Origin of the sequence: Isoptericola variabilis 225, from assembly GCF_000215105.1 — a bacterium.
GTDB classification, from domain to species: Bacteria; Actinomycetota; Actinomycetes; order Actinomycetales; family Cellulomonadaceae; genus Isoptericola; species Isoptericola variabilis_A.
On sequence record NC_015588.1, the window covers coordinates 1672415 to 1697177 of the forward strand.

Sequence of the window (24763 nt, forward strand, 5' to 3'; positions counted from 1 at the left end):
CCAATCACGGTGGTTCGCCGGAGCCTCCATCATCGCGCCGGAGCGCCAGCCACGCGACCGCAGCGAGCGCCAGCGTGCCCGCGACCACGAGCGCGCCGACGGGCCGCCCGGCGACCGCCCACGCGAGGAGGGCGACGACGAGCGTCGCCCCGAGGACCGTGAGGTCGCGCCGGGCGGCGTGGGCGAGCGCGGCGACCTCGACGCGCGTGCGCCACCGGACGTGGCCGGCCCACCAGCCGAGGCGAACGACGACGTAGCCGCCGGCGGCGAGCGCCGGGGCCGTGGCGTCGAACGGTCCGGGCGCGCCGAGCAGGAGCAGGGCGCACGCCACGACCGTCGCGTAGGCGGGGCCGTGGCCGGGCCGCAGCGCCGCCCATCCGGTGAGGGCGAGCACGAGGGTGGTGACGAGCCCGGCCAGCGCCGTGGTGCGCGAGGCCGTGGCGAGCACGAGCAGGGGCACCGCCACGACGAACGCGGCCCGCAGCGCCCACCCGGGCACGGCCGGGCCGTGCTCGACGGTGACCCAGGGCAGCGGCCGGTCGTGGCCGCGCAGCCGGGCGACGGCGTCGTCGAGCATCGTGCCGGCGCGGCTCATCGGCCCACCGCCTCGGGAGCCCGGTGCCGGCGCACGGCGGCGGCGAGCGCCTCGAGCTGCACGGTCGCGGACGTGCGGGCCGGGCCCGCCCAGCGCACGACCGGGACGCCCTCGGCGGCGAGGTGGGCGAGCCGTTCCTCGCGCTCCATGCGCGTGATGCGCCACGCGATGCGCATGTGCTCGCCGCGTGCCGGGCGCACGTCGGGCAGCGTGTCCACGACGACGACGCCGTGGCCGGTCTCACGCCAGGAGCGCACGAGCCGGAGGGGCTCGTCGTCGAGCGCGGTGGTGAAGAGGTAGACGAACGCGTCGGCGGGCAGCTGGGGCGGGCGCAGCCGGCGGCCGGGGGTGCCGACGGGGTGGCTCAGCGCGAGCGCGTGCAGGACGCGGCGCAGGTGGCGGCGGCCGGCGGCCGGGGGGAGCGGGGCGACGGCGGCGGCCGAGGTCCTCGAGGCCGACGCGGTCGCCGCCCTCGACGAGGGCCGCGGCGACGGACGCCGCGGCGTGCCGGGCGAGGTCGAGCGACGTCGGCTCGTCGACCCGCTGGGGCCCCGACCCGCGCCACGCGGCCAGGTCGGGCCCGACGTCGTCGCGCGAGTCGAGGACGAGCACGACGGTCGCCTCGGCGGTCGCGTAGGTCCGGCGCACGTAGAGCTCGTCGAGGTCGGGGGAGCGGCGGGCGGTCGTGCGCCAGTCGATGCGCCGCACCTGGTCGCCGGGGGTGAAGAGGTGCACGTCGCGCAGCTCGCTGCCGTCGCCGCGCCGCCGGGAGGTGTGGGGTCCGGTGAGCCCGCGCAGCCGGTGGGGCAGCGGCACGCGGCCCAGCGGCATCGCGGCGGGCAGGACGAGGCGGTCGGGGGCGGTGACCGACCGGGGCGGCTCGCCCGTGCTCCCGCCGGCGCCCACGCCGCGCAGGTCCGCGTGGAAGGTGGGCTGCGGTCCGGTCCGCACGGCCGCCAGGCGCAGGGGCAGCTCGCGGTCGCGGGCGGGCAGCACGACCTCGACGGGACGGTGGCCCGGGGCGGCGACGCGCACGTGGACGAGCTCGGCGCCCCGGGGCGGGTCGAGGTGCAGCACGCCGGCGAGCTCGCCGGCGGTCGCCGGCTCGTCGGGGGTGTCGAGCCGGGCGACGGTGGGGCGCGCGGGTGCGCCGGCACCGGGGTCTCCCGGACGCCCGGTCCACAGCGCACCGAGCACGACGGGCACGCCGAGCAGCGCGACGTCGGCCCGCCCCGCCAGGAGGCCCAGGGCGAGCAGGACGACGCCGACGGCCACGCCCGCGGCACGGGCCGGCGTCGTGCGCCAGGGCGTGCTGCTCACCGGCCGGGACCGACCGTCGCCGGGCCCGGCACCCGCTCGAGCAGCTGGCGCACGACGTCCTCCGGCCGCACCGCGCTCGCCCATGCGGTGGGCGTGAGCGTGAGGCGGTGGGCGAGCACCGGCACGGCGACGCGCTTGACGTCCTCGGGCAGCACGAAGTCGCGGCCGTCGAGCACGGCGACCGCGCGGGCGAGCAGCAGCAGGTTCTGCGAGCCGCGCGGCGAGGCGCCGACCTCGAGCGCGTCGTGACGTCGGGTCGCGGCCGCCAGGTCGACGCAGTAGCCGGCGACGTCCGGGTCGACCGTCGTCGACTCGACGCCCGCCTGCATCGCGAGCACCGTCGGGGCGTCGACGACCCGCGCGACGGGCGCGGCCTCCTGGCGCCGCTCGACGCGGCGCAGGAGCACCTCGCGCTCCTGCTCGCGGTCCGGGTAGCCGACGGCGAGGCGGACCATGAAGCGGTCGAGCTGCGCCTCGGGCAGCGGGTACGTGCCTTCGTACTCGACGGGGTTCGAGGTCGCGAGCACGTGGAACGGACGCGGCAGCGGCCGGGTCGCGCCCTCGACCGACACCTGCCGCTCGGCCATCGCCTCGAGCAGCGCGGACTGCGTCTTGGGCGCGGTGCGGTTGATCTCGTCGGCGAGGAACAGGCCCGTGAAGACGGGACCCGGCCGGAAGACGAGCTCGCGCGCCGCCGGGTCGTACACCGACGAGCCGGTGATGTCGCTCGGCAGCAGGTCGGGCGTGCACTGCAGGCGTGCGAAGTCGAGCCCGAGCGCGGTCGCGAGCGAGCGCGCGGCGAGCGTCTTGCCCAGCCCGGGCACGTCCTCGAACAGCACGTGCCCGCCCGCGAGGATCGTGCCGAGCGCGATCTCGAGCGCGTCGCGCATGCCGACGACGGCGGTGCCGACCTCGTCGAGGATGCGCCGGCCGAGCGCCGCGACCTCGGGCACGGGCAGCGGGGCCACGGCGGGACTGGCGTCGGTCATCGGGGTGCTCCTCCGGTCGGGGGCGGGCTGGGACGGTCGGCCCGCGGCGGGCCGTCGGGGCCGAGACGCTCGAGCGCCCCGAGCCAGTGGTCGAGCACGCGGGCGGTCGGCGCCCGGCGCGAGGCGAGCCCGCGGGCGACGTCCTCGCCGAGCAGCCGCTCGACGTCGGACGCCTGCGCGGGGTCCGCCAGGTCGACGCCGTGCCGGGCCAGCCGCGCGGCGGCCAGGGCCCGCACGCGGCGCAGGACGCGCTCGCTCACCTCCCCGGAGCGGGTGAACGTCGCCCACCCGAGCTCGCTGACGTCGTGACGCGCGCCGGGACGCTGCTCCTCGGGCGGTGCCGGCCAGGGGTCCTCGACGCCCGCGTCCGCACGCCGCCACACGGCGGTCACGACGAGCACCACGGCGGCGAGCAGGACGGCGTGCACCGGGTCGAGCCAGCCGAGCAGCGCGACGACGAGGGCGGCCCCGAGCACCGTCACGCTCAGGGCCACGACGCCGGCCGCCGGGCGCCTCACGGGGTCCTCCCGCCGGGCGGGGCCGCGAGGGGGTCGTGGTCCTCGAGGGTCCGCGCGATGCGCTCGAGCGCGTCGCGGGCGGCGGCGGCCTGGTCGGCGTCGACGGGGCGCGAGGCGAACCGGGCGTGGTGGTAGAGGCGGCGGAGGGTCGCGACGTCGGCCGCGGGTGCGGGGCTGTCGTGCAGCAGCGCGACGGTGAACTCCGTGGGCGTCTGGGCGGGGTCGCGCTCGGTGCCGTGGCGGGCCGCGGCCTCCTCGAGCGAGACCCACGCGGCGACGACCGCGTCGTGCGGGGTGCGGGCGCCGTCGAGCCGGCGCAGGGCGAGGGCGACGGCGTCCGCGAGCTCCTCGACAGTGACGGCGGGCGCGGCACCGTCCGCCGCGGCGACCCCCACCTCGGTCGTGTCGGGCTCGGGCGGTGGTTCGGCGTCGCGCAGGGCGGCGAGGATCCGCCGGCCCGCGAGCGCGAGCAGCACCGCGACGACCAGCAGGCCGGCGAGCAGCAGGGCGAGGCCGAGGTCGCCGCCGCCGCTCTCGGGCTCGGCGCGAGGCGCCTCGCTCGGCACCGACGTCGGCGCCGACGGCAGCGAGGGCATGAGCCCGGGCACCTCGCCGAGGAGAGCCTCGGGCGGGGTCACGCGCCAGGGCGTCGCGGCCGCGGCACCGAGGACCACGAGCACGAGGAGGCCCAGGACCGCGAGCGCCCGCAGCCCGGCGGGGGTGGGGGTGCGGCGTCGCGGCATGGCAGGACGGTACCGGGTGCCCGCGGCTACAGGGTGCCGGCGGCGAGGTGGGCGGCGTGGACGCCGGCGACGGCGGCCGCGAGGAAGGCGGCGGGGTCGTCGTCGAGGCCGCGTCCCATGGTGGACAGGCGCGCGGGGGAGGTGCGCAGCGTGTCGAGGAGGGCGGTGTCGGCGTCGAGCTCGACGACGCGGTGCGGGGTCTGCAGGCCGACGAGGGTCGCGGCCTGGTCGCGCAGGCGCCGGGTGAGGTCGGGTCCCCAGCCGGGCAGGGCCTCGACCTCGGGGGTGGGGCGGGGCACGACGACGTCGGCGGCCGCGAGCGCCACGCGTCCGTAGGCGGTCAGGGAGTGGTGGGAGACGCCGCGGTGGCGTTCGCGCGGGTCGGCCCCTGACGCACGCAGCGACGCGACCGCTCTGCCGTGCAGGGTGGCGGCGGCGTTGACGGCCTCGCCGGCGGCGACGCCGGAGAAGCCCCAGCGGGTGCCGGTGCCGAGGTTGCCGGGTCCTTGGGCGACGACGGCGAGGTCGACGCCGACGACGTGGTGGGCGGCGAGGAGACCGGTGTGCACGGTGACGGCCTCGAGGTCGCCGCCGAACGCCTGGCCGACGGTGATGGTGGTCTCGACCCAGCCGGCGTCGCGCAGGGCGGCGACGGCGCGGCTGAACGCGGCGGGCAGGGCGCCGCCGTCGGTCATGACGTAGGCGACGCGGGGGGCGGGGCGGCCGGCGAGGTGGGCGGCGTGGCGGGCGCCGGCGACGACGGCGGGCACCGCGGAGTGCAGGTCGGCGACGACGACGGGCATGCCGTGCAGGTCGTCGGCGTCGCGCAGGGTGGTGTGGTGGGCGGACTCCTGCTCGTCGACGCCGAGGACCATGGCCTGCAGGGGGGTGTAGCGGGCCTTGACGAGGTGGCCGGGACCGGGGGCGGGGTCGGCGGGGAGGGCGGCGGGGTCGGCGGGCCCGGCGACGAGCGCGTAGCCGCCGGTGCCGAGGCCGCGGGCGAGCGCCGAGACGTTGAGCAGGAGCCGGTCGCCGGGGGCGGGGTCGCCGACGAGCGCGGTGTACGCGAGGGCGCGGACCCGCCGGGAGGCGGGGTCGTCGTCGGGCCGGCCGGGCAGGGGCTCGTCGAGCGTCACGGCGAGCTCGCGGGCGCCGGGCCAGGCGGCGCCGCGCTCGGTCACGGTGCCGGCGCGCCAGGTGAGCACGCCGGTGGCGTCGGTCGTCGGCGGTGTCGTCACACGCCCGAGGCTACCGGCGACTACCGTGTACCTGATGCCCCCGACTCCGTCCGTGCCGCCGGCCGAACGCCTGCTCAACCTCGTCATCGCGCTCGTGAACACGTCCGCGGCGATGACCAAGCAGCAGGTGCGCGCCGGCGTGGCCGGGTACGCGGACGCGCCGAGCACCGAGGCCTTCGAGCGGATGTTCGAGCGGGACAAGGACACGCTGCGCTCGCTGGGCATCCCGATCGTGACGGTGGACGCGGGCGGGCACAGCGACGAGGTCGGGTACCGGATCGACAACGACGCGTACGCGCTGCCGCCGGTGGACCTGACGCCGGCCGAGCTGGGGGTCGTGGCCCTGGCCGCGCAGCTGTGGTCGGACAAGACGCTGCGCACCGACATCTCGCGGGCGATGACGAAGCTGCGCGCGGCGGGGGCGGGGGAGGCGGCCGCGGACGCGGTGGCGGGCCTGACGCCGCGGGTGCGGGCGGCGGGGGACGCGTACGGGCCGCTGCTCGAGGCGATCTCCGAGCGGCGGGTGGTGAGCTTCCGGTACCGGGCGGCGAACACGGGCCAGGAGCGCACGCGGCACGTCGAGCCGTGGCGGATCGCGGCCCGCGGCGGCGGCTGGTACCTGGCCGGGTTCGACCGCGACCGCGGGGCGCCGCGCGTGTTCCGCCTGTCGCGCATCACGGGCCGGGTGCGGGTCGCCGGGGCGGCGGGGGCGTTCGACATCCCGGACGTCGACGTCGACGCGATGCTGGGCGAGCGGGTCGGGGCGGAGCGCACCGCGGTGCTCGCGGTCGTGCCCGAGCGCGCGCAGGCGGTGCGGGCGCGGGCCAAGGTCGTCGACCCGTCCGCGCACCCGGCGCGCACCGACGGCCGCGACGTGCTCGAGGTGCCGTTCCGCAGCCGGTCCGCGTTCGCGGACGAGGTCGCGGGCTACGCCGACGCGGTCGTCGTGCTCGGGCCGGACGACCTGCGCCGCGAGGTGCTGCACCGGCTGCGCGCGGCGGCCCGGCTCGACGCGGCGCCCCCGGCGCCCGCGGGGCACGAGGAGGCGGGCCGTGGCTGAGCGCGCCGACGACCGGCTCGTGCGCCTGCTGGGCCTGGTCGCGTACCTCGACGGGGCCGGGCCGGTGCGCGTCGAGGAGCTCGCGCGGCGGTTCGGCGTCAGCCCGCGCCAGGTGCGCGAGGACGTCGACGCCCTGTGGGTCTCCGGCACCCCCGGGTACATGCCCGACGACCTCATCGACTTCGACGCGTTCTCGCTCGACGAGGGCGTCGTCCACCTGACGCGCGCCCGCGGCATGACCCGCCCGCTGCGGCTCGGCACGCGCGAGGCCGTCGCGCTCGTCGCCGCGCTGCGCGCCATGCACGCGTCCCCGCCGGTCCAGGCGGACCCCGACCGGGCGGCCGTGGTCGGCTCGGCGCTCGCCAAGCTCACCGCCGCGACCGGCGAGGCCGCTAGCGCCGTCGACGTCCGGCTGGCGGGCGACGGCGACCCGGAGGTGCTGGCGGCGGTGTCGGCGGCGCTGGCCGACGGGCGGCGGCTGCGGATCCGGTACGTCAACGCGGCGGACGTGGCCTCGGAGCGGGACGTGGACCCGGTGCGGCTGCTGACGCAGGACGAGCGCACCTACCTGGTGGCGTGGTGCCTGCGTGCGGGCGGGCGGCGCACGTTCCGGGCGGACCGGATCCTGGCGGCCGAGGTGCTCGAGGCGGCGGCCGAGCCGCACGACGTCGACCCGGACGTCGACGTGTCGGCGTCGGTGCTGGCCTCGGGCGGGCCGGGCGCTCCCGTGGCGACGCTCGTGCTGGCGTCGCCGGCGCGGTGGGTCGCGGAGGAGGTGCCGGCCGAGTCGGTGCGGGACCTGCCGGACGGGTCGTTCGAGGTGCGCCTGCGGGTGACGAACCCGGCGTGGCTGCGCCGCCTGCTGCTGTCGAACGCGCCGGACGTGCGGGCCGTGGCCCCTCCGGAGGTGGCCGCCGACGTCGCCGCGGCCGCGCGGGCGGCCCTGGCCGCCTACGGCGAGGCGTCCCGCAGTGACACCGGCAGTGACACCGGCGGTGCGCCGGGCGCGGGCGCGTAGGCTGGCCGCCATGTCGTGGTGGTGGTTCGTGTGGGTGCCGCTCGTGCTCGCCACGGCCGGCGGGGCGTTCCTGCTGGGCCGGTCCCTGTGGCGCGCGGTCGTGCGGCTGCTGCGCGAGGTCGCGGCGGCGGGCGGCGCCCTGTCGTCGTCCGGCGAGCGGGTGTCGGCCGCGGTCGCGCAGGCCGAGGCGCGGCGTGTCGACACCTCGCCCACGCTGTTCGACGACGTCACCGTGCTGCGCGAGCGGGTGCGCGAGCGCCGGGAGGCCCGGCGGGCGCGCCGCGACGCGCGGTTCGTGCGCCACCGCGCGACGTGGCAGGAGTGGTCCCGCGCGTCGTGGCTCGAGCGGCGCACCGCGCAGAAGCGGGCCGCGGCCGGGGGTGGCCTGCGGCGCACCCGCCTGCCCTAGACTGGCGGCGTAGGCGCGGGCCGGCCGGTGCCGCGTGCACGAGCGAACACGGGAGCTGTCTTCGTGAACATCCTCCGTCACCCCGCGGTGATCATCGTCCTGATCCTGCTGGTCGTCCTGCTCTTCGGCTCCCGGCGGCTGCCCGACTTCGCGCGCAGCGTGGGGCAGTCGCTGAAGATCTTCAAGAAGGAGGTCCGCGAGCTCAAGGAGGACGGCAAGCCCGCCGAGGGTTCCGCCGAGGGCTCGGACACCACCACGCCGGGCGCCACGCCGGGCACTCCCGCGAGCGGGACGTCGTCGTCGACGTCCGCCGACGCGTCGCCGCAGGCCGCGGGTCCCGCGGACCCCAAGCACCAGGGCTAGGCGGTGCCGCGCACCACCCGGGACCCTGAGGGGCGCATGCCCCTGCGCGAGCACCTGCTCGAGATCCGCAAGCGACTGTTCCTGTCGGCGATCGGCCTGCTCCTGGGCGCGATCCTCGGCTGGATCCTCTACGACCCGCTGCTGCAGGCGCTGACCCAGCCGCTCGAGGACGCGGCGGCGCGCCGCGGCGCGCTCATCGGGCTCAACTTCGAGGGCGTCGCGACGGCGATCGACGTGCGCGTCAAGGTGTCCCTGTTCCTCGGCTTCCTGGTCTCGAGCCCGTGGTGGCTCTACCAGCTGTTCGCGTTCATCAACCCGGGGCTGACCCGCACCGAGCGCAAGTACGCGTACGGCTTCCTCGCCGCGGCCGTGCCGCTGTTCCTCTCCGGGGCGGGCCTGGCGTGGCTGCTGCTGCCGCGCGCGGTCGCGCTGCTCAACGAGTTCGTGCCCGAGGGCAGCTCGAACCTCATCGCCGCGCACACCTACCTGAGCTTCGTCATGCGGCTCATCATCGCGTTCGGCCTGGCGTTCGTGCTGCCGGTCATCATGGTCGTCCTCAACTTCCTGGGCACCGTGCGCGGGCGCACGTGGCTGGCCGGGTGGCGCTGGGCGGTGCTCGCCTCGGCGCTGTTCGCGGCGATGATGACGCCCACCCCCGACCTGCTGACGATGTTCTGGGTCGCGCTGCCCATCTGCGCGCTGTACTTCATCGCGTGCGGCGTGTGCCTCCTGCACGACCGGCGGGCCGACCGCCGCCGCGTGGCGGCCACCGCGTGACCCGGCGGCGCCCGCCGTCGCGGCTGGGCGTGGTCGTCAACCCGACCGCCGGCAAGGGGCGCGGCCGCGCCGTCGGCGGCGACGTGCTCGCCGCGCTCGCCGGCGACGGGCACGAGGTCCTCGACCTGTCCGGGCGCACCGCCGACCTCGCCCTCGAGCACGCCCGGCGCGCGGTCGCCGACGGCGTGGACGCGCTCGTCGTCGTCGGCGGCGACGGCATGGTGCACCTCGGGCTGCAGGCCACCGCCGAGACCGGCACCCCGCTCGGCGTCGTGGCGGTCGGCACCGGCAACGACGTCGCGTCCGTCGTCGGGCTGCCCGTGCGCGACACGCCCGCCGCGTGCGCCGTGCTGCGGGCCGCGCTCGACGCCGGCAGCACCCGCGCCGTCGACGCCGTCCGGGTGACCGGCGCCGGCGCCCGGCACGACCGCTGGTGCGCGGGCGCGGTGTCGGCGGGGCTCGACGCCGCCGTCACCGCCCGCGCCAACGCGATGCGGCGCCCCCGCGGCAACGCCCGCTACACGCTCGCCGCCCTGGCGGAGATCGCCACGTTCCGCGCCTGGTCGTACACGCTCGAGCTGGCGGGCGTCGTCGACGACGGCGGCCTGCCACTCACCGGGCCGCCCGGCGCGCTTACGTGGCACGGCCGGGCCGCCCTGGTCACGGTCGCCAACACCCCGCGCATCGGCGGCGGCATCCGCGTCGCGCCCGACGCCTCGCCGACCGACGGGCTGCTCGACGTGGTCGTCGCCACGGTGCGCACCCGCGCGACCGCGGCGGCGCTCTTCCCCACCATGTACGCGGGACGGCACGTGCACCACCCGGACGTCCACGTCGTCCGCGCGCGGTCCGTCACCGTCCGCCCCGGGCCCGACGCCGCGCGCCCCGGCGAGCCGCCCCTGCCGCCCGCGCACGCCGACGGCGAGCACCTGGGCGCGCCGCCGCTGCGCGCCGAGGCCGTGCCGGGCGCGCTGCGACTGCTCGCGCCGCCCGTAGGCTGGGGCGCATGACGGCCGACGCACTCAGCCCCGCCGAGCGGTACGCGGCAGCCAAGGCCCGCCAGGCCCGCGACCGGGCCGACGCCGTCGGCGAGCTCGGCCGGTTCCGCCAGGTCCTCGGCTTCGAGCTCGACCCGTTCCAGGTCGACGCGTGCGTCGCGCTCGAGGAGGGCCGCGGCGTGCTCGTGGCGGCCCCCACCGGCGCCGGCAAGACGGTGGTCGGCGAGTTCGCGGTCCACCTCGCGCTCGCGCGCGGCGGCAAGGCGTTCTACACCACGCCCATCAAGGCGCTGAGCAACCAGAAGTACGGCGACCTCGTGCGCCGGCACGGCGCCGAGAACGTCGGTCTGCTCACCGGCGACACCACGATCAACTCCGAGGCGCCCGTCGTCGTCATGACGACCGAGGTGCTGCGCAACATGCTGTACGCGGGCTCGAGCACCCTCGACGGTCTCGCCTACGTCGTCATGGACGAGGTGCACTACCTCGCCGACCGGTTCCGCGGCCCGGTCTGGGAGGAGGTCATCATCCACCTGCCCGACCACGTGCAGCTCGTGTCGCTGTCGGCGACCGTGTCCAACGCCGAGGAGTTCGGCGACTGGCTCGAGATGGTGCGCGGCGACACCGCCGTGGTCGTCAGCGAGCGCCGGCCCGTGCCGCTGTGGCAGCACGTCATCGTGTCCTCGGCCGAGCCGCGCGGCGTCCCACGCCTGTTCGACCTGTACGCGGGGCACGTGGACCCGACCGACCCGGGCACCAACCCGCCGATCAACCCCGACCTGCACGCGGTGTTCCGCACGCACGGACGGTCCGACGGCGGCGCGCGCGGCGGGCGCGGCGGGCACCGCGGCAAGGGGGACCGGGGGTACCGCGGCCGCGGGCCGGGGCGCGCCGCGGGCGGCGCGTCGCTCGTGCCGCAGCGGCGCACGCCGCCGCGGTTCGCCGTCGTCGACGCCCTCGACGGCGAGGGCCTGCTGCCGGCGATCTACTTCATCTTCTCGCGCGCCGGGTGCGAGGGCGCGGTCGAGCAGTGCCTCCACTCGGGGCTGCGCCTGACGAACGCCGAGGAGGAGGCGGAGATCCGCCGCGTCGTCGAGCAGCGCACGGCCACGATCCCGGCCGAGGACCTCGAGGTGCTCGGGTACTGGACGTGGCAGCAGTCCCTGGCGCGCGGCATCGCCGCGCACCACGCGGGCCTGCTGCCGGTGTTCAAGGAGACGGTCGAGGAGCTGTTCGCGCGCGGGCTGCTCAAGGTGGTGTTCGCGACCGAGACGCTCGCACTCGGCATCAACATGCCGGCCCGGTCGGTCGTGCTGGAGAAGCTCGTCAAGTGGGACGGGACCGCGCACCAGCCGGTCACGCCGGGGGAGTACACCCAGCTCACGGGGCGGGCGGGCCGGCGCGGCATCGACGTCGAGGGGCACGCCGTCGTCGTCGACCACCCCGGGCTCGACCCGGTGGCCCTCGCGGGCCTGGCGTCCAAGCGGCTGTACCCGCTGCGCTCGAGCTTCCGGCCCACGTACAACATGGCCGTCAACCTCGTGGCGCAGGTGGGCCGCGACCGGGCGCGCGAGGTGCTCGAGACGAGCTTCGCCCAGTTCCAGGCGGACCGCGGCGTCGTCGGCCTGGCCAAGCAGGCGCAGGCGCACGCGGAGGCGCTCGACGGGTACGCCGAGGCCATGTCGTGCGAGCGCGGCGACGTCGCCGAGTACATGGGCATCCGCCGGGCCATCACCGAGCGCGAGCGCGAGCTGTCGCGCGCCGCGTCGGGCGCCCGCCGGTCCGAGGCGATCGCGTCGCTCGAGCGGCTGCGCCGCGGCGACGTCGTCGAGGTGCCGTCGGGGCGGCGCCGCGGGTACGTGCTCGTGCTCGACCCCGGCACGCACGAGGGCGGCTTCGACGGCCCGCGGCCCACCGTGCTCACCCAGGAGAAGCAGGTCAAGAAGCTCACCCTCGCCGACGTGCCCGACGGCGTGCAGGCCGTGACCCGGGTGCGCATCCCCAAGGGGTTCAACCCGCGCAAGGCCGACGCGCGCCGCGACCTGGCCTCGAGCATGCGCAACGCCCTGGGGGCGTTCCACGACGACGCCGGCGACGGCACCCGGGGCGGGCGCGGCGGCAGGCGCCGCTCCGACGCCGAGTCCGACCGGGAGCTGCAGCGGCTGCGGGCCGCGCTGCGCGCCCACCCGTGCCACGGGTGCCCCGACCGTGACGACCACGCCCGGTGGGCCGAGCGCTGGGAGCGGCTCAAGCGCGAGCACGACACGCTCGTGCGCCGCGTCGAGGGCCGCACGGGGTCGATCGCGCGCACGTTCGACCGCACGTGCGAGGTGCTCGTCACGCTCGGGTACCTCGAGCCGGCCGAGCGCGCGGGCCTGCGCGTGACCGACGACGGGCGGTGGCTGCGCCGCCTGTACGCCGAGAACGACCTGCTGCTCGCCGAGTGCCTGCGCCGCGGCACGTGGGACGGCCTCGGCCCGGCCGACCTCGCCGCCGCGGTGTCGACCGTCGTCTACTCGGGCCGCCGCGAGGAGCCCGTCGAGCCGTACGTGCCGGGCGGCCCGGCCGGACGGCTCGCCCACGCGCTCGACGAGACCGTGCGCGTGTGGTCGCAGGTGACCGACCTGGAGTCCGAGCACCGGCTCGAGGTCACCGGCCCGCTCGACCTCGGCCTCGTCGCGCCCGTGCACCGGTGGGCGTCGGGCAAGGGCCTCGACGCGGTGCTGCGCGGCACCGACGTCGCGGCGGGCGACTTCGTGCGCTGGTGCAAGCAGGTCGTGGACGTGCTCGACCAGCTCGCCCAGGCCGCCCCGCGGCCGGGCCTGCGCTCGACCGCGCGCAAGGCCCAGGACGCCGTGCTGCGCGGCGTCGTCGCCTACTCGAGCGTGTGACGCCCGTCGCACGCCGGGGCCGCCGGGCGGGGGGAGCGCGCGTCCTCGCAGGACGATCGTGACGAACCCGTGAAGATCCACCGGCCCCGCGTGCCATAGAGTGCAGGCCGTGACGTCGACCCTCTACCGCAACGGAGTCGTCCACTCGTCCGCGGACCCCTTCGCCGAGGCCCTGCTCGTCGACGACGGCGTCGTGGCGTGGGTCGGGTCCGAGGACACCGCGGCCGGGCTCGCCGCGCGCGCCGACCGCGTGATCGACCTCGACGGCGCGCTCGTGGCGCCCGCGTTCGTCGACGCGCACGCGCACGTGCTCGAGACCGGGCTCGCGCTCGAGTCGGTCGACCTGTCGCCCGAGGGCGGGGTCCGCTCGCTCGCCGACGCGCTGCGCGCCCTGCACGACGGCGCCGCGCGCCTGGCCGCCCAGGACCCGGCCGGCACCGAGGTGCTCCTCGGGTTCGGCTGGGACGAGCAGGGCTGGCCCGAGGGCCGCGCGCCCGCCGCGGACGAGCTCGACGCCGCGTGCGGCGGCCGGCCCGTGTACGCCGCGCGCGTCGACGGGCACTCCGCCGTCGTGTCGTCCGCGCTCGCCGCGAGCGCCGGGCTCGAGCGCCTGCCCGGGTGGGAGCCGTCGGGCCTGGTGACCCGCGAGGCGCACCACGCGGCGCGCGCCGTGGCGCACGACCTGCCGGCACCGCGCCGCACGCGGGCCTACCGGCGCGCCCTGCAGGAGGCCGCGCGCCGCGGCATCGTGAGCCTGCACGAGATGAGCGCCCCGCACGTCGACACGCGCGACGGGCTGCGCGAGCTCGTGGCCCTGACGGCCGATCCGGCGGGCGGCCTGCCGCACGTCGCGGCCTACCGGGGCGAGCTGTGCGAGACGGTCGACGACGCGCGCGGGCTGCTGGCGGACCTGCCGTTCCTCACCGGGATCGCGGGCGACCTCGTGGTCGACGGCTCGCTCGGGTCGCGCACGGCCGCGCTGCGCCAGCCGTACAGCGACCTCGTCCCCGGGCCCGGCCAGGACCACCCGACGGGCCGGCTGTACCTCACGGGCGAGCAGATCGCGGCCCACCTGGCGGCGTGCTCGGCCGCGGGCACCCAGGGCGGCTTCCACGTCATCGGCGACCGGGCGATGGACGAGCTGGTGCGCGGGCTCGAGCTCGCCGCCGCCGAGCACGGCCCGGGCCCGCTGCGCGCCGCGCACCACCGGGTCGAGCACGCGCTGTTCGTCGACGCGACCGCGCTCGCCGCGCTGCTGCTGTACGGGGTGGCGCTGTCCGTCCAGCCCGCGTTCGACTCGACGTGGGGCGGCAGCCGCGGCATGTACGCCGCCCGCCTCGGGGTCGCGCGCGCGGCCGGCCTGTCGCCGTTCGCGGACCTGGCGAGCGCCGGGGTGCCGCTCGCGTTCGGCTCGGACACGCCCGTGACGCCGCTGGACCCGTGGCAGGCCGTGCGGGCCGCGATCACGCACGAGGACCCCGACCAGCGCATCTCGGCGCGGGCCGCGTTCCGGGCGCACACCCGCGGTGGGTGGCGCCTGGCCGGGCTCGACCACACCGGCGCGGGCGAGCTGCGCGTCGGCGCGCCCGCGCACCTGGCCGTCTGGCGCGCCGAGCACCTCGCCGTGCAGTCGGCGCCCGGCCGGCTGTCGCAGTGGAACCCCGAGGCTCGCGCCGGCCAGCCGCTGCTGCCCGACCTGTCGGCGGGGGAGCCGGACCCGGTGTGCCTGCAGACCGTGCGCGCCGGCGTCGTGCTGCACGACACGTTCGGGTGAGGCGGCCGTGACGAGCACGACCTTCCCGGCGCACCCCGCGCCCGCCCGCGTGACGTACGCTGCCCGCGTGTCGTCGCCGTGGGTCTCGCGTCCGGTGACGCTGCTGCTCGCCGTGGCGTCCGGTGCGGCGCTGTGGGCGGCGTTCCCCGACGTCGGTGCCTGGCCGCTCGCGATCGTGGCCGTGGCCCTGCTGTACGCGGCGCTGCGCCGCGACACCGGCCGCGCCGCCGGCTGGAACGCGCTCGTGGGCCTCCTGGCCGGGCTGACGTTCTGGCTGCCGCACATCTGGTGGGCCAACCACGCCACGGACACCGTGCCGTGGATCGCCCTGGCGGTGCTCCAGTCCCTGTTCCTCGCGCTGTTCGGCGTCGTGTGTACGTGGGCGCGGCGCGCGGCGTGGCTCCGGGACCGGCCCGCGGCCCGCGCGGCCGCCTTCGCCGTGGTCTTCGTCGCGGTCGAGCAGTGGCGCTCGGAGATCCCGTTCGGCGGGTTCCCGTGGGGCCGTCTCGCGTGGACCGTGGCCGGGGCGCCGACCGGGCGCGCCGCCTGGCTGGGCAGCACCACGCTCGTGTCGCTGCTCGTCGCGGGCGCGGGCGTGCTGCTCGCGCTGGCCGTCGGACGGCTCGTCGCGTCGCCGGCCGGACGCGGCCGCCGGCTGCCGTCGGCCGCCGGCATGCTCGCCGCCGCCACCGTGCTCGTGCTCGGCCCGGCCGCGCTGCCGCTGGCGAGCGACCCGGACCTGGCCGGCACCCCGGGGCCCGGCGCGCCGCGCGGCGCCGCCGTCGTCGACGCCGGGACCGCCACGGCCGAGGCCGGTGTCCTGCGCGCCGGCGCGGTGCAGGGCAACGTGTCCGAGCCGGGGCTCGGCTCCTTCGCCAACCGGGCCGAGGTGCTCAACAACCACCTCGACGGCACGCACGCGATCGCCGCCGCCCAGGACGCGGGCGCCTACGGCACGGGCGACGGCGACGCCGTCGACGTCGTGCTGTGGCCCGAGAACGGCTCCGACCTCGACCCGCAGGTCGCCCTCGACGTGGGTGCCGCGATCGACGACGCCGCGCGCGCCGTCGGCGCGCCGATCCTCGTCGGCGCCCAGGAGTTCCCCGACACCGGCGGGCGCTACAACGTCGCGCTGCTGTGGGAGCCCGGGGCCGGCGTGACCGAGCGGTACGCCAAGCAGCACCCGGCCCCGTTCGGCGAGTACATCCCGCTGCGCGGCTTCGTGCGGATCTTCAGCGACCAGGTGGACCGCGTCCAGACCGACATGATCCCCGGCGACGAGCCCGCGGTCGTGCACCTGCCGGCCGACGGCCGCGACGTGCCGCTCGCCACGGTCATCTGCTTCGAGGTCGCCTACGACGAGATCGTGCGCGACGCCGTCGCGCGCGGCGCGCAGGTGCTCGTCGTGCCGACCAACAACGCCTCGTTCGGGTACACCGCCGAGTCGACGCAGCAGCTCGCCATGACCCGCCTCCAGGCGATCACGACCGGCCGTGCCGCGGTGCAGGTCTCGACCGTGGGCGTCTCCGGCGTCGTCGCACCCGACGGCACCCTCGTCGCGCGGACCGGGCTGTTCACGGCCGACCACCTCGTGGCGGACCTGCCGCTGCGCACGTCCCTGACCCCGGCCGTGCGCGCGGGCTACTGGCCCGGCTGGGTCGTGGGGGCGGGCGCGGCCGCGCTCGTCGCCGCCGGCCTGGTCACCGGCGTCCGCGAGCGCCGGGCCGCCCGTGCGGCCGCGGCCGTGCGGCCGGCGCCGGGGGCGGGCGCGTGAGCGTCCTGGTCGTCGTCCCGACGTACGACGAGCGTGCGTCGCTGCCGGGGACGCTGGCGCGGCTGCGCGCCGCCGTGCCCGACGCGGACGTGCTCGTGGTGGACGACGCGTCCCCCGACGGGACCGGGGAGCTCGCGGACGAGATCGCCGCGCGGGACCCGGGCGTGCACGTGCTGCACCGCACGGGCAAGGGTGGGCTGGGTGCCGCGTACGTCGCGGGCTTCGGCTGGGGCCTGGAGCGCGGGTACGAGGTGCTCGTGGAGATGGACGCCGACGGGTCGCACCGGCCCGAGGAGCTGCCGCGGCTGCTCGAGCGGCTCGCCGCCACCCCGCGGGCGGACCTGGTCATCGGGTCGCGCTGGGTGCCCGGCGGGCGGGTCGAGAACTGGCCGTGGCACCGGGCGGTGCTCTCGCGCGGCGGCAACACGTACACGCGCCTGGCGCTCGGCATGCCGGTGCACGACGCCACGGCGGGGTTCCGGGCGTTCCCCGCGGCGACGCTGCGGCGGGTGGACCTGGCCTCGGTCGAGTCGCACGGGTACTGCTTCCAGGTCGACATGACGTGGCGCGTGGTGCGCGCGGGCGGCACGGTGGCGGAGGTGCCGATCACGTTCGTCGAGCGGGAGGCGGGGGAGTCGAAGATGAGCCGCGCGATCGTGGCCGAGGCGCTGCGCAAGGTCACGGTGTGGGGCGTGCGGCGTCGCGCGGAGCAGGTGCGCGGGCTGCTGCGCCGCGCCCGCTGAGGCGGCGCGCGGGGATGCGCAGACGACGAGGGCGGGCTCCCCGGTGGGGAGCCCGCCCTCGTGCGTACGGGGTGGACGGTGCCCGGCGCGCGGGCGTCGCCCGGGCGGTCAGGCGGAGCGGCGCAGCTTGCCCGAGCGCAGGAGCTCGAGCCGCTCGTCGAGCAGCTCCTCGAGCTCGGAGACGGTGCGCCGCTCGAGCAGCATGTCCCAGTGGGTGCGCTGCGGCTTGGACGCCTTCGGCTCGGGCTTCTCGGCGTCGCGCAGCAGCGCCTCCTCGCCGCACCGGCACTCCCAGACGGGCGGCACCTCGGCCTCGGTCGAGAAGGGCAGGATGATCGTGTGCCCGTTGGGGCAGTCGTAGTGCGCCTGGAACCGCGGGGCGAAGTCGACGCCCTCGTCGGACTCCATGCTCTTGGCGCCGATGCTCATGCCGCGCAGGGACCGGTCGGGCATGTCGTCCTCCTGAGGTCGGTGGGAATGGGGCCGAGGGGTCCAACGCCGGCCCGGGTGCGGTTGTTCCGGCCGGGAGTGAAGGTCCCGTGAAACGTGCACGCGCGCCGGGCCCTCGCTCGGTGGAGCCGGGCGCCGGGCGCGTGTTCCTCACAGGGTCCTGACTGCACCCGCCCCACGCAACTCGAGAGGCGGCCCGCGGGGGTGGTTGTGCTGGAACTCACCCGTCCGGCGGCCGGGGGGCGGACGCGCGGGGCAGCGGGAACAATCGGGAGGTGACCACGGTTGAGGGCGAAAGTACATGCAAATGCATCGACGTCCGGCCGCCCGGCCGCGTGCCGCCACCACACCAGCAGGGAGCTGAACACCGTGCAGTTCGGAATCTTCTCCGTCAGCGACGTCACCACCGACCCGACGACGGGCCGCACCCCGGACGACACGGAGCGCGTCCGGGCGATGCTGACCATCGCGCAGCACGCCGACGAGGCGGGGCTCGACGTCTTCGCCACCGGCGAGCACCACAACCCGCCGTTCGTCGCGTCCAGCCCGACGACGATGCTCGGCTACCTCGCGGGCGTCACGAAGAACATCATCCTGTCGACCGCGACCACCCTCATCACCACCAACGACCCCGTCCGGCTGGCCGAGGAGTACGCGATGCTCCAGGTCATCAGCGACGGGCGCATGGACCTCATGATGGGCCGCGGCAACACCGGCCCGGTCTACCCGTGGTTCGGCCAGGACATCCGCAACGGCATCCCGCTCGCGATCGAGAACTACGCGCTGCTGCGCCGCCTGTGGACCGAGGACGTCGTCGACTGGGAGGGCAAGTTCCGCACGCCGCTGCAGGGCTTCACCTCGACGCCGCGCCCGCTCGACGGCGTGCCCCCGTTCGTGTGGCACGGCTCGATCCGCAGCCCCGAGATCGCCGAGCAGGCCGCCTACTACGGCGACGGCTTCCTGCACAACAACATCTTCTGGCCCATGAGCCACACCAAGCAGATGGTGCGCTTCTACCGCCAGCGGTTCGAGCACTACGGTCACGGCCGCGCCGACCAGGCGATCGTCGGCCTGGGCGGGCAGGTGTTCATGCGCAAGAACTCCCAGGACGCCGTGCGCGAGTTCCGTCCATACTTCGACGTCGCGCCCGTCTACGGGCACGGCCCGTCGCTCGAGGACTTCAGCGCCCAGACGCCCCTGACCGTCGGCTCGCCCCAGCAGGTCATCGACCGGTACGGCTCGTTCGTCGAGGAGGTCGGCTACTACCAGCGCCAGCTGTTCCTCATCGACCACGCCGGCCTGCCGCTCAAGACCGTGCTGGAGCAGATCGACCTGCTCGCGGGCGAGGTCGTGCCCGAGCTGCGCCGGATCGTCGAGGCCAAGCGCCCCGCCGACGACGTGCCCCTCGACCCGCCGACGCACGCCGAGCGCGTGGCCGCCGCCCGCGCGCGCGGCGAGGTCGCCTCCACCCACGTGGGCGACACCGCCGACCCGTACACCGGCACGGTCGCCGAGCAGGCGCAGCCGGCGGCGCGCGGCCGCTCGTTCGGCCTGTGACCCGGGCCCACCGCGACCCGTCCTCAGCACCACCCTCCGCACCGCCCTCCGCACCCGCAGAAGGAGCCTCGTGAGCACCGACCGCACCCTCGTCGTCGTCTCCGCCGGCCTGTCCCAGCCGTCGTCCACCCGCCTGCTCGCCGACCGCCTGTCGGCGGCCGCGGCCCGCGAGCTGCAGTCCCGCGGCCACGGCGTGAGCGTCGAGAACGTCGAGCTGCGCGACCACGCGCACGCCGTCGTCGACGCCATGCTGACGGGCTTCCCGACCGGCGAGTTGGCCCGCGCCATGGAGACGCTGACCCGGGCCGACGGCGTCATCGCCGTCACCCCGCTGTTCACCACGACGTACTCCGGGCTGTTCAAGTCGTTCGTCGACATCGTCGACCCGGACGCCCTCACGGGCATGCCCGTGCTGCTCGGCGCCACGGGCGGCACGCCGCGGCACTCGCTCGCGCTCGAGTACTCGCTGCGCCCGCTGTTCACCTACCTGCACGCCGACGTCGTGCCCACGAGCGTGTTCGCGGCGACCGACGACTGGGCGGGCGAGGGCGACCGGGTCAACCCGCTGCCGCGACGCATCGAGCGCGCCGGGCGCGAGCTCGCCGAGCGGGTCGCGGCCCGCCGCAACGAGGGACCGGCCGACCCGTTCGCGAACGCGCCGAGCTTCTCCGACCTGCTCGGCAGCGCCTGAGCCGCCGCCGGCGGGGCCCGCGGACGCCGCCGCGACGGCCCCGCCGGCGACGCTAGGGTGGGCGCCATGCGCGTGCTCGTCACCGGCGGGGCCGGGTACATCGGCTCCCACACCGTCCTGTCCCTCGTCGAGGCGGGCCACGACCCCGTCGTCGTGGACTCCTTCGTCAACGCCAAGCCCACCGTCGTGCCGCGGCTCGCCGAGCTCGCCGGCCGCGAGATCCCCGCGCACCGCGTCGACCTCACCGACGCCGCCGCCACGGCCGAGCTGTTCGCCGCCGAGCGGTTCGACGCCGTCATCCACTTCGCGGCGCTCAAGGCGGTCGGCGAGTCCGTCGCCCGGCCGCTCGAGTACTACCGCAACAACCTCGACGCCACGTTCTCCCTGCTGGCCGCGATGGCCGAGCACGACGTGCGCCGCTTCGTGTTCTCCTCCTCGGCCACCGTGTACGGGGAGAAGGCGCCGGTGCCCTACCAGGAGGACTACGAGCCGCTCGTGTCGGCCTCCCCGTACGGGCAGACCAAGGTCATGATCGAGCGCGTCCTGGCCGACGTCGCGGCCGCGCACCCGGGGTGGAAGGTCGCGCTCCTGCGCTACTTCAACCCCGTCGGGGCGCACCCCAGCGGACGCATCGGGGAGGACCCGCAGGGCATCCCCAACAACCTCATGCCGTTCCTCGCGCAGGTCGCCGTCGGCCGCCGCGAGCGGCTCACGATCTTCGGCGGCGACTACCCGACCGCGGACGGCACGTGCGAGCGCGACTACATCCACGTCGTCGACCTCGCCGCCGGGCACGTCGCCGCGCTCGACCACCTCGACGCCATGGCGACCGACGTGCGGGCCTACAACCTCGGCACCGGCTCCGGGACGTCCGTGCTCGAGCTGCTGCACGCGTTCGAGCGCGCCGTCGGCCGCGAGCTGCCGTACGAGATCGGCCCCCGCCGGGCGGGCGACCTGCCCGCGTTCTGGGCGGACCCGACCCGCGCGCGAGCCGAGCTCGGCTGGGAGGCCACCCGGACGATCGACGACATGTGCGCCGACACGTGGCGCTGGCAGTCCGCCAACCCGCAGGGCTTCCCCGACGCCTGAGGCCGTCGCGGGCGCCGGCGGGGCCCTGACCTTGCGGGACGCCCCGCCGGGCGCGACGATGTGACCGTGCTCGACGACGACCGACCGCAGCGACGCTGGGACCCGGGCGTCCGGTACCGGCCGTCCGTGCTGGCCGGGCTGCCGAAGCGGGACGCCGCCTCCACGGCGCCCGACCACCTGCCCGACCACCTGCCCGACCACCTGTTCCGCGGCCCCGCGCGGCGCACCGCCGTCTTCGACCGCAGCGTGTGGCGCACCCGGGACGCGTCGCCGGCACGACGAGGTGCCGGCGACGCCCTCGCGGGCGCGCTCGAGCGCTACCGCGCCGGCGCGCTCGACACGAGCGGGCTGGTCCGGGCGGTCGGGCGGGCGCTGGCGTCCTGAGTGTCGGCGCGCGAGCTCGTCGTCCTCGGCACCGCGAGCATGGTGCCCACCCGTGAGCGCAACCACAACGGGTACGTGCTGCGCTTCGACGACACCACGATCCTGTTCGACCCCGGCGAGGGCACCCAGCGCCAGCTCACGCTCGCGGGCATCTCGGCGACCGACCTGACCCGGATCGCCATCACGCACCTGCACGGCGACCACTCGCTCGGCCTGGCCGGGGTCGCCCAGCGCATCTCGGGCGACCAGGTGCCGCACGTCGTGCCCGTGTGCTTCCCGGCGTCGGGGGAGCGGTGGGTCCGTCACCTGCTCGACGCCAGCGCGTTCGACCACCACGAGCGCGTGGTGCTGCAGCCGCTGACCGCCGCACCGGGCGAGGCCGTGCCCGTGCCCGCCGTGCCGGGCCAGCGCGGCGGCTCGACGGCGGGCGCCCCGACGCTGACCGCCCGCCCGCTCGAGCACCGCATCGACGCGCTCGGCTACCGGCTGCAGGAGCCCGACGGCGTCACGCTCGACCCGGCGCTGCTGGCCGCGGCCGGGGTCGCGCCGGGGCCCGACGTCGGGCGGCTCCAGCGCGAGGGCGTGCTCGCCCTCGAGGACGCGCGCGTCGTGCGCCTGGAGCAGGTGAGCGTGCACCGTCCGGGCCAGTCGGTCGCGTTCGTCATGGACACCCGGATGTGCGACTCCGTCGGCGAGCTCGCCGACGGAGTCGACCTGCTCGTCATCGAGTCGACGTTCCTGCACCGCGACGCCGACCTCGCCGAGCGGTGGGCGCACCTGACGGCCCGGCAGGCCGCGATCGTCGCGGCCGAGGCCGGCGCGCGGCACCTCGTGCTCACCCACTTCTCGCAGCGCTACCGCGTGCCCGACGAGCTGCCGCAGGCGTTCGAGCGCGAGGCGCGCGAGGTCTTCGACGGCGGGCTCACCGTGGCGCGCGACCTCGACCGCGTGCCGCTGCCGCCCCGCCGCCGCCGTCCCGCCCGTCCCTGACGCTGTGGGCGTGATTCCTGGCCCGGTTCGTCCGGATAATCCGGACGAACCGGGCCAGGAATCACGCCCACAGCACCGAAGGAAATCAGAGGACGTCGGAGACGGCGACCTGCTCGAGGCTGTGCGCCTCGGCCACGCCCGGGTTGGTCACGTGCCCGTCGTGCGTGTTGAGGCCGCGGGCGAGTGCGGGGTCGGCGCGCATGGCCTCGCGCCAGCCGTGGTCCGCGAGCGCCACCGCGTAGGGGAGGGTCACGTTGGTCAGCGCGTAGGTCGAGGTGTGCGGGACGGCGCCGGGCATGTTGGCCACGCAGTAGAACACCGAGCCGTGCACGTCGAAGGTGGGCTTGGCGTGCGTGGTGGGGCGGGAGTCCTCGAAGCAGCCGCCCTGGTCGATCGCGATGTCGACGAGCACCGAGCCGGGGCGCATGCGCTCGACGAGCTCGTTGGACACGAGCACGGGCGCCTTGGCGCCGGGCACGAGCACGGCGCCGATGACGAGGTCCGCGTCGAGGACGGCCTGCTCGAGGGTGAGCCGGTTGGACGCGAGGGTCTGCACGCGCCCGCCGAGCTCGCGGTCGGCGGCCTTGAGGACGTCGGCGTTCTTGTCGAGCAGGGTGACGCGCGCGCCCATGCCGACGGCGATGCGCGCGGCGTTCATGCCGGAGACGCCCGCGCCGATGATGACGACGTGGCCCGCGGCGACGCCGGGCACGCCGCCGAGCAGGATCCCGCGCCCGCCCTCGGCGCGCAGCAGGGTCGCGGCGCCGACCTGGGGTGCCAGGCGGCCGGCGACCTCGGACATGGGGGCGAGCAGCGGCAGCGCGCCGGTCTCGGTCTGGACGGTCTCGTACGCGATCGCGGTGACGTCGCGGGCGAGGAGCTCCTCGGTGAGCGCCTTGTCGGCGGCGAGGTGGAGGTAGGTGAACAGCACCTGGCCGTCGCGGATGCGGTGGTACTCCTCGGCGACGGGCTCCTTGACCTTGAGCACCATCTCGGCGTCCCACGCCTCGTCGGCGGTGGCGACGACGGTGGCGCCGGCCTCGGCGTACTCGGCGTCCGTGATCGAGGACCCGAGCCCGGCGCCGGCCTGCACCGTGACGGTGTGCCCGTGCGCGGTGAGCTCGTGCACGCCGGCGGGCGTGATCGCGACGCGGTACTCGTGGTTCTTCACTTCCTTCGGCACACCGATGTCCATGCGTGAGACCCCTTCCAGGTCCGTGGCCGGCTCGTGGCCGGCACGTCGACGTCGCGCGGTGTGTGACCGCGCTCACCTCCAGTGTGACCGGGAAGTTCGCCTGCTCGCCATGATGCGGTGGATCGTTCGGTAGATTGCCGTCATGACGGAGCGATCTTCGGCAGGGCGCGGTCCGACGTCGCCGCGCCCGAACGATCTTCGGACCCGGGTCGCGGGTCACTCGGGGCTCGAGCGGCGGGCGCCGGCGCCGGTGCGGCTCGACGAGACCGACCACCGGCTGCTCGCGGCCCTCGCCGACGACGCGCGGCTGCCGAACAACGCCCTGGCGGCCAAGGTCGGGATCGCGCCGTCGACGTGCCTGACGCGGGTGCGTCACCTGCGCGAGAAGGGCGTGATCCGCGGCTTCCACGCCGACGTCGACCCGGCGCTGGCGGGCCGGCCGCTGCAGGCGATCATCGCCGTGCGCATGCAGGGCCACGCCCGCTCACGGCTGACCGCGTTCCTGCACCAGCTCGCCGAGCTGCCGGGCGTGCTCAACGTGTTCCTGCTGGGCGGGGCGCACGACTTCTTCGTGCACGTCGCGGCCCCGGACTCCGACGGCCTCAACGACTTCGTCGTCGAGAACCTGTCGGTCAACCCCGACGTGGCGCTGACCGAGACGAACCTCATCTTCCGGCACGTGCGGGCGAGCTGGTACTGACCGGCGCCAGCTCGAGCGTCATGAAGACGCTGTGCGGGTCGGGCACGTAGGAGCCGAACGGTCCGCACTCGACGAAGCCGTGGCGCGCGTACAGGCGCCGGGCCGGGGCGAAGAAGTCCTGCGAGCCGGTCTCGAGGCTGACCCGGGCGTAGCCGCGCTCGCGCGCGAGGCCGAGCAGCCGGGCGAGCACCGCGGTGGCCACGCCGCGCCCCCGCGCGGTGCGGGCCGTGCGCATCGACTTCAGCTCGCCGTGGCCGGGCGCGCCCGCCGCGGACGGCGCCAGCTCGCTCAGCGCGCCGCACCCGAGCAGCAGGCCGTCCGGCGCGCGCGCCGTGAGGAACGTGACGCCCGGCGCGAGCAGCGCCGCGGCGTCGAGCGCGTGCACCGACTTCGGCGGCGACGTGGCGTGCATGTCGGCCAGGTGCTCGTCGAGCAGCGCGCGCACGTCGGCGCGCACGGGGGAGTCGGTCGCGATGATCACGGCGCCATCGTGCCAC

At 76.6% G+C, this 24763-nt stretch carries 26 protein-coding genes; 16 read left to right on the forward strand and 10 right to left on the reverse strand.

Going from position 1 to position 24763, the window contains the following annotated elements; all coding sequences use genetic code 11:
* Positions 1-4: 4 nt before the first annotated feature.
* The 7 genes from ISOVA_RS07740 to ISOVA_RS07765 are packed head-to-tail and all read right to left on the reverse strand — an operon-like array spanning position 5 to position 5370.
* Positions 5-595, reverse strand: coding sequence for a hypothetical protein (locus ISOVA_RS07740; protein WP_013838683.1), 591 nt, complete (start codon positions 593-595; stop codon positions 5-7).
* Positions 592-852: a hypothetical protein gene (locus tag ISOVA_RS17235; RefSeq protein WP_233275856.1), complete on the reverse strand. Its 261-nt coding sequence runs from the start codon at positions 850-852 to the stop codon at positions 592-594. The genes ISOVA_RS07740 and ISOVA_RS17235 overlap by 4 nt, the downstream gene beginning before the upstream one ends.
* On the reverse strand, positions 836-1915 hold the full coding sequence (locus tag ISOVA_RS07745) for a DUF58 domain-containing protein (RefSeq protein WP_233275857.1): 1080 nt from the start codon (positions 1913-1915) through the stop codon (positions 836-838). Before ISOVA_RS07745 ends, ISOVA_RS17235 begins: the two co-directional genes overlap by 17 nt.
* Positions 1912-2904, reverse strand: coding sequence for an AAA family ATPase (locus ISOVA_RS07750; protein ID WP_013838684.1), 993 nt, complete (start codon positions 2902-2904; stop codon positions 1912-1914). Before ISOVA_RS07750 ends, ISOVA_RS07745 begins: the two co-directional genes overlap by 4 nt.
* Positions 2901-3422: a hypothetical protein gene (locus ISOVA_RS07755; RefSeq protein ID WP_013838685.1), complete on the reverse strand. Its 522-nt coding sequence runs from the start codon at positions 3420-3422 to the stop codon at positions 2901-2903. Before ISOVA_RS07755 ends, ISOVA_RS07750 begins: the two co-directional genes overlap by 4 nt.
* Complete coding sequence (locus ISOVA_RS15490) at positions 3419-4165, reverse strand: DUF4129 domain-containing protein (RefSeq protein WP_013838686.1); 747 nt, start codon at positions 4163-4165, stop codon at positions 3419-3421. The genes ISOVA_RS07755 and ISOVA_RS15490 overlap by 4 nt, the downstream gene beginning before the upstream one ends.
* Before the next feature lie 26 nt (positions 4166-4191).
* Positions 4192-5370 (reverse strand): DUF3866 family protein, encoded by a 1179-nt coding sequence (locus ISOVA_RS07765; RefSeq protein WP_013838687.1) that lies wholly within the window; start codon positions 5368-5370, stop codon positions 4192-4194.
* 67 nt (positions 5371-5437) lie between these two features.
* Between ISOVA_RS07765 and ISOVA_RS07770 the strand changes: the two genes are divergently transcribed.
* The 10 genes from ISOVA_RS07770 to ISOVA_RS07815 all read left to right on the forward strand — a co-directional run bounded on the left by ISOVA_RS07770 (position 5438) and on the right by ISOVA_RS07815 (position 17210).
* Positions 5438-6463, forward strand: coding sequence for a helix-turn-helix transcriptional regulator (locus ISOVA_RS07770; protein ID WP_013838688.1), 1026 nt, complete (start codon positions 5438-5440; stop codon positions 6461-6463).
* Positions 6456-7481, forward strand: coding sequence for a helix-turn-helix transcriptional regulator (locus ISOVA_RS07775; RefSeq protein ID WP_013838689.1), 1026 nt, complete (start codon positions 6456-6458; stop codon positions 7479-7481). The genes ISOVA_RS07770 and ISOVA_RS07775 overlap by 8 nt, the downstream gene beginning before the upstream one ends.
* A gap of 10 nt (positions 7482-7491) precedes the next feature.
* Positions 7492-7890 carry a hypothetical protein gene (locus ISOVA_RS07780; protein WP_013838690.1) on the forward strand — a complete coding sequence of 133 codons (399 nt, stop codon included), beginning with the start codon at positions 7492-7494 and terminating at the stop codon, positions 7888-7890.
* Between the two features lie 63 nt (positions 7891-7953).
* Entirely contained in the window at positions 7954-8253 is a 300-nt protein-coding gene (locus tag ISOVA_RS16050) for a twin-arginine translocase TatA/TatE family subunit (RefSeq protein WP_013838691.1), read from the forward strand.
* Positions 8254-8289: 36 nt separating this feature from the next.
* The gene (tatC, locus tag ISOVA_RS07790) at positions 8290-9030 is read left to right on the forward strand and encodes a twin-arginine translocase subunit TatC (protein WP_013838692.1); all 741 of its coding nucleotides are present in this window, start codon (positions 8290-8292) and stop codon (positions 9028-9030) included.
* Entirely contained in the window at positions 9027-10040 is a 1014-nt protein-coding gene (locus ISOVA_RS07795) for a diacylglycerol/lipid kinase family protein (protein ID WP_013838693.1), read from the forward strand. The genes tatC and ISOVA_RS07795 overlap by 4 nt, the downstream gene beginning before the upstream one ends.
* A complete protein-coding gene (locus ISOVA_RS07800; RefSeq protein WP_013838694.1) occupies positions 10037-12919 on the forward strand; it encodes a DEAD/DEAH box helicase in 2883 nt (960 codons plus the stop codon). The genes ISOVA_RS07795 and ISOVA_RS07800 overlap by 4 nt, the downstream gene beginning before the upstream one ends.
* A gap of 109 nt (positions 12920-13028) precedes the next feature.
* Positions 13029-14693: an amidohydrolase gene (locus ISOVA_RS07805; RefSeq protein ID WP_013838695.1), complete on the forward strand. Its 1665-nt coding sequence runs from the start codon at positions 13029-13031 to the stop codon at positions 14691-14693.
* A gap of 7 nt (positions 14694-14700) precedes the next feature.
* The gene (gene lnt, locus ISOVA_RS07810; protein ID WP_013838696.1) at positions 14701-16467 is read left to right on the forward strand and encodes an apolipoprotein N-acyltransferase; all 1767 of its coding nucleotides are present in this window, start codon (positions 14701-14703) and stop codon (positions 16465-16467) included.
* A complete protein-coding gene (locus ISOVA_RS07815) occupies positions 16464-17210 on the forward strand; it encodes a polyprenol monophosphomannose synthase (protein ID WP_013838697.1) in 747 nt (248 codons plus the stop codon). Before lnt ends, ISOVA_RS07815 begins: the two co-directional genes overlap by 4 nt.
* Positions 17211-17318: 108 nt before the next feature.
* Here ISOVA_RS07815 and ISOVA_RS07820 read toward each other — a convergent pair whose 3' ends face one another.
* Complete coding sequence (locus tag ISOVA_RS07820) at positions 17319-17663, reverse strand: RNA polymerase-binding protein RbpA (protein ID WP_013838698.1); 345 nt, start codon at positions 17661-17663, stop codon at positions 17319-17321.
* 366 nt (positions 17664-18029) lie between these two features.
* On the opposite strand from ISOVA_RS07820, the gene ISOVA_RS07825 reads away from it, so the two are divergent.
* From ISOVA_RS07825 to ISOVA_RS07845, 5 genes are all read left to right on the forward strand, one after another.
* Entirely contained in the window at positions 18030-19217 is a 1188-nt protein-coding gene (locus ISOVA_RS07825) for an LLM class flavin-dependent oxidoreductase (protein ID WP_013838699.1), read from the forward strand.
* 70 nt (positions 19218-19287) lie between these two features.
* Entirely contained in the window at positions 19288-19908 is a 621-nt protein-coding gene (locus tag ISOVA_RS07830; RefSeq protein WP_013838700.1) for an FMN reductase, read from the forward strand.
* 66 nt (positions 19909-19974) lie between these two features.
* Complete coding sequence (gene galE, locus ISOVA_RS07835) at positions 19975-20997, forward strand: UDP-glucose 4-epimerase GalE (RefSeq protein WP_013838701.1); 1023 nt, start codon at positions 19975-19977, stop codon at positions 20995-20997.
* 66 nt (positions 20998-21063) lie between these two features.
* Positions 21064-21381 carry a hypothetical protein gene (locus ISOVA_RS07840; RefSeq protein ID WP_143762086.1) on the forward strand — a complete coding sequence of 106 codons (318 nt, stop codon included), beginning with the start codon at positions 21064-21066 and terminating at the stop codon, positions 21379-21381.
* Positions 21382-22371 (forward strand): ribonuclease Z, encoded by a 990-nt coding sequence (locus tag ISOVA_RS07845; RefSeq protein ID WP_013838703.1) that lies wholly within the window; start codon positions 21382-21384, stop codon positions 22369-22371.
* Positions 22372-22456: 85 nt separating this feature from the next.
* On the opposite strand, the gene ald is transcribed toward ISOVA_RS07845, so the two are convergent.
* Positions 22457-23566, reverse strand: a complete 1110-nt coding sequence (ald, locus tag ISOVA_RS07850; RefSeq protein WP_013838704.1) for an alanine dehydrogenase — start codon at positions 23564-23566, stop codon at positions 22457-22459.
* A gap of 142 nt (positions 23567-23708) precedes the next feature.
* Between ald and ISOVA_RS07855 the strand changes: the two genes are divergently transcribed.
* Positions 23709-24266 (forward strand): Lrp/AsnC family transcriptional regulator, encoded by a 558-nt coding sequence (locus ISOVA_RS07855; protein ID WP_081474830.1) that lies wholly within the window; start codon positions 23709-23711, stop codon positions 24264-24266.
* On the opposite strand, the gene ISOVA_RS07860 is transcribed toward ISOVA_RS07855, so the two are convergent.
* Positions 24232-24747, reverse strand: a complete 516-nt coding sequence (locus ISOVA_RS07860; protein ID WP_013838706.1) for a GNAT family N-acetyltransferase — start codon at positions 24745-24747, stop codon at positions 24232-24234. The genes ISOVA_RS07855 and ISOVA_RS07860 overlap by 35 nt on opposite strands.
* Positions 24748-24763: the final 16 nt, after the last annotated feature.

Excerpts from the sequence above, each read along its gene's own strand:
- ald (WP_013838704.1), bottom strand. The coding sequence starts at position 23,566 with ATGGACATCGGTGTGCCGAAGGAAGTGAAGAACCACGAGTACCGCGTC.
- ISOVA_RS07855 (WP_081474830.1), top strand. The coding sequence starts at position 23,709 with ATGACGGAGCGATCTTCGGCAGGGCGCGGTCCGACGTCGCCGCGCCCG.
- ISOVA_RS07770 (WP_013838688.1), top strand. The coding sequence starts at position 5,438 with ATGCCCCCGACTCCGTCCGTGCCGCCGGCCGAACGCCTGCTCAACCTC.
- ISOVA_RS07740 (WP_013838683.1), bottom strand. The coding sequence starts at position 595 with ATGAGCCGCGCCGGCACGATGCTCGACGACGCCGTCGCCCGGCTGCGC.
- ISOVA_RS07780 (WP_013838690.1), top strand. The coding sequence starts at position 7,492 with ATGTCGTGGTGGTGGTTCGTGTGGGTGCCGCTCGTGCTCGCCACGGCC.
- ISOVA_RS07820 (WP_013838698.1), bottom strand. The coding sequence starts at position 17,663 with ATGCCCGACCGGTCCCTGCGCGGCATGAGCATCGGCGCCAAGAGCATG.
- ISOVA_RS07800 (WP_013838694.1), top strand. The coding sequence starts at position 10,037 with ATGACGGCCGACGCACTCAGCCCCGCCGAGCGGTACGCGGCAGCCAAG.
- ISOVA_RS07750 (WP_013838684.1), bottom strand. The coding sequence starts at position 2,904 with ATGACCGACGCCAGTCCCGCCGTGGCCCCGCTGCCCGTGCCCGAGGTC.
- ISOVA_RS15490 (WP_013838686.1), bottom strand. The coding sequence starts at position 4,165 with ATGCCGCGACGCCGCACCCCCACCCCCGCCGGGCTGCGGGCGCTCGCG.
- tatC (WP_013838692.1), top strand. The coding sequence starts at position 8,290 with ATGCCCCTGCGCGAGCACCTGCTCGAGATCCGCAAGCGACTGTTCCTG.
- galE (WP_013838701.1), top strand. The coding sequence starts at position 19,975 with ATGCGCGTGCTCGTCACCGGCGGGGCCGGGTACATCGGCTCCCACACC.